Consider the following 3,339-nt stretch of genomic DNA (forward strand, 5'->3'; position numbering starts at 1 on the left):
CAGATCACCGACAGCGCCGGCACCGTCGTGCAGGATCTATCCTGCTACGACTTCCTGCAATCCGACGCGGGCGCCCCGGAATCCACCCATCCGAGCCTCTGGCGGATCGCCCAATTGAACGCGGTCCACGGATTGTTCAAGGTCTGCGACGGTGTGTACCAGGTCCGCAACCTCGACATCTCGAACCTTTCTGTGATCGTCGGCGAGACCGGCTACATCGTTGTCGATCCGCTGTTCTCCCGCGAGACGGCCGCCGCTGCGATGAACCTCGTCTACGAACATCTCGGCAAGCGTCCCATCACCGGCATCATCTATACGCATTCCCACCTTGACCATTTCGGCGGCGTGCTCGGTGTCATCGAGGAAAGTGACGCACGCGAGCGGCAGGTTCCGATCATCGCACCGGCCGACTTCATGGACCACGCGGTGAGCGAGAACATCTACACCGGAGTTGCGGAAGCCAAGAGAAACCAGTTCATGTTCGGGACGCTGCTGCCGAGAGGGGTTCACGGACAGATCACCTCGAGCTTGGGCATTGGGGTCTCCACGGGAGTGTCGACGCTGCTGGCCCCGACCATCAGTGTCGGGTCTGCCGGCGCGACGGTGAAGGTCGACGGGATCGAGTTCGAGTTCATCTCGGCCTCCGGCGCCGAGGCACCGAGCGAGTTCCACTTCAGAGTGCCGAGATACGGGGCCAGCTGCCTGGCGGAGAACCTCAGCCGTGTGATGCACAACATCTACACGCTGCGCGGTGCTCCGGTCCGAGATGCACTGCTGTGGAGCAAGATCATCGACCAGTGTCTCGATCAGACCAACGACGTCGAAGTGGTCTTCATGGGCCATCACTGGCCGGTGTGGGGAAGAGCCAATATCGAAGAGTTCTTGCAGAAGCAGCGCGACATGTACCGGTTCATGCACGACGAGACCCTCCGTCTGATCAACCACGGCTACACGGGTATCGAGATCGCCGAATTACTCGAGATGCCAGAGGAGTTGGCGAGCTATTGGCCCAATCGCGGCCTGTACGGGTCATTGAGTCACAATGTCAAGGCGATCTACCAGCGCTACCTCGGATGGTTCGATGGCAACCCCGCCAATCTCCACCCTCTCCCGCCCAAACAAGCCGGCGCTCGATATGTCGATGCGATGGGAGGCGCCGACCGCGTCGTCGAGCTGGCACGAGACGCGTGCTCCGCGGGCGACTATCGATGGGCCTCGGAGCTTCTGAAGCATGTCCTCGCCCACGATGAAAGCCACTGCGCTGCCCGCGCTCTGCAGGCGGACAGTTTTGAGCAGATGGGTTATCAGGCCGAATCCGGGCCGTGGCGCAACTTCTACCTGTCCGGGGCTCAGGAACTGCGGAACGAAACGACGAACGATTCGCGCTCGTCGGCGGACAGGGGACGAGAGCTGGTTCGCGCGATGGACGTACCCCAGCTGATCGACTTCATCGGCATCCGATTCGACGGCACCGGCAACAGCGACCTGGACGGCCTCTTCGAGGTCGTCGTCGATGGCAACTCCTACTTCGTCGGTGTCGGCAACGGCTGCATCAGCAGTCGACGATTCCTCCGCCGGGGCGAGAGGCCCGATGCAGTGATGGCTGTATCGCGTGAAGCATTCGCCCCCCTGTGCCAGGGTGAAATCGCACTCCCCGATGCCGTGGCCGATGGCATCGTCGTGATCACCGGGGACGCGCATCGGATCGAGCGTTTCTGGCACAGTCTCGATGTGTTCGACGGCCGTTTCTCATTGACGACGATCCGCGAATGAGCCCACCGGACAACCGTTCCGTTGAGGATCGACCGACAACCCGAGAGCCGTTTGGCCCGGCGCAGCACCTTCGTGGCTGCAGGCGGCAGACGTATTCACATCCACACCAAACGAACCCAACAGCAAAGGACCAGAGCAGTGCCTGTTTTCACCCGTACTTCGATCATCCGGCAAGCACCGGGACGGTATGAGACCGTGACGGTCGAGCTCGATGATCCCCGTCAGAACGAGGTCACCGTCAAACTCGCGGCGGCCGGCCTGTGCCATTCCGACGACCACAACGCCACCGGCGATGTCCCCGTCGATGTCTACCCGTACGCCGGGGGCCACGAAGGCGCCGGTGTGATCACCGCCGTCGGCCCCGACACGCCCGGATACGAGATCGGTGACCACGTCGTGTTCTCGTTCCTACCCGCTTGCGGCCGGTGTGAGTTCTGCGCCGACGGCATGTCCAACCTCTGCCAGCTCGGTGCCTCCCTGCTCACCGGCGCCCGGGCCGAGGACCCCACCAGTTTCCGAATGCATCTCGACGGAGCGCCCGTCGGTCAGCAGTGCGGCATCTCCACCTTCAGTGAATACACCACCGCGTCGACCGCCTCGGTGATCAAGATCGACAAATCGATCCCGCTAAAACAGGCCGCCCTGCTGTCGTGTGGGGTTCCGACCGGCTGGGGCTCGGCGGTCAACTCCGCCCACGTCCGTCCCGGCGACACCGTGATCGTGATGGGCATCGGCGGTATCGGCGCAAACGCGCTGCAGGGCGCCGCCCACGCCGGCGCGTCGACGATCATCGCCGTCGACCCTGTGCCGTTCAAACTCGAGAAGGCCAAGGAGTTCGGGGCAACCCACTTCTTCGAATCCATCGACCGTGCCGCCGACTACGCCCGCTCCGTCACGAACGGCCAGGGTGCCGACGCCACCATCGTCACCGTCGGCATCGTCAGCGGCGACCACGTCGCCCAAGCCCTGGCCTCCATCCGTAAGGCGGGCACCGTGGTGCTGACCGGCCTCGGCGACATCAGCACCGCCGGCGCCCCCATCCTGCTCGGCGACCTCACACTCATGCAGAAACGCTTGCAGGGCTCACTGTTCGGTGAAGCCAATCCGCGCCGTGACATCCTCAACCTGGCCCGGATGTACCAGGCCGGTCAACTCAAACTCGACGAGCTGATCACAAACGAATACACCCTCGACCAGGTTGCCGAGGCCTACGACGACATGCATGCCGGCAAGAACATCCGAGGCGTGATCGTCTTCGACGACTGAATCGCACCCTTCAGGCGGGCCATGCCATCGGTGTCGGTTGGTGACCACCGACGCCGATGGCGCGAGCCCCGTGCTACCCGAGAGTGAAATTGCCTGTGTGACAACCGTTGCCTTCTGGTGAGCAAACGTGAGTGTGCTCTGTCATCAGGCAGCCGTCCCTTGCGAGACGGCGGTCCCCGTCTGACCAACACCAGCGGTGTTGTGCGGGGTTGACGTTTCATAGCCTCCTGCGTCGCCCGCTGACGCGGGGTCGGTCTCCTGGTTGGCTCCACGTCCTGCCACCGAGCCACTCTCGGTGGG

2 protein-coding genes are annotated in these 3,339 nt (G+C 63.3%); both read left to right on the plus strand.

What is annotated here, in order from left to right; translation table 11 throughout:
• A partial coding sequence (locus GORHZ_RS21570) for an alkyl/aryl-sulfatase (RefSeq protein ID WP_006336827.1) occupies window positions 1-1,773 on the plus strand: 1,773 nt, incomplete at its 5' end.
• 138 nt (window positions 1,774-1,911) lie between these two features.
• The gene (locus tag GORHZ_RS21575) at window positions 1,912-3,039 is read left to right on the plus strand and encodes an NDMA-dependent alcohol dehydrogenase (protein WP_006336829.1); all 1,128 of its coding nucleotides are present in this window, start codon (window positions 1,912-1,914) and stop codon (window positions 3,037-3,039) included.
• The last annotated feature ends 300 nt before the right edge of the window (window positions 3,040-3,339 follow it).

The sequence above is a fragment of the Gordonia rhizosphera NBRC 16068 genome, assembly GCF_000298195.1.
Taxonomy (GTDB): Bacteria; Actinomycetota; Actinomycetes; order Mycobacteriales; family Mycobacteriaceae; genus Gordonia; species Gordonia rhizosphera.